A 432-nucleotide genomic window follows, 5' to 3' on the forward strand; every position below is an offset into this window, starting at 1 on the left:
ACCTGAACAGCACCAGCCAGCGAATTTACAACGGTGTGCACCTGATCGAGTTGCAGGTGCAGATGAAGCTGGGTGAGTACTACGCCCTGCAGAGTGCGCACCTGCGTGAACTGCAGAACAGCGCCAGTCAGAAACTGGCCGAGGCGCGGGCGCAGATGATGCCGGACCTCGAAGACGTGAAGGCCGGCATATTCAGGCAAACAAGCAAGGTAACACCGATCATCCAGACCGGTTTGCTGAGCCTTGCCGTGCTCGACCCGAAAATCGCACATCAGGTCATCCCGGTCAGCGTTTGGGTCGAGGGTACGGCGCATGAGCTGCATGAGCGGTTGGCCAGGGAAGTGAAGCTCAACGTCAACCAGTTGAATGATGCCGCCAAGATGGCATTGGTAGACATCACAGTCGCGGCAGGAACACTGGAGCTGGATGCGC

1 pseudogene is annotated in these 432 nt (G+C 58.1%); it reads left to right on the top strand.

Going from position 1 to position 432, the window contains the following annotated elements:
• Positions 1–432: pseudogene (locus L6D64_RS28205) on the top strand (T6SS effector BTH_I2691 family protein); the annotation flags it as partial.

The sequence above is a fragment of the Pseudomonas urethralis genome, assembly GCF_021602465.1.
GTDB lineage: Bacteria > Pseudomonadota > Gammaproteobacteria > Pseudomonadales > Pseudomonadaceae > Aquipseudomonas > Aquipseudomonas vlassakiae.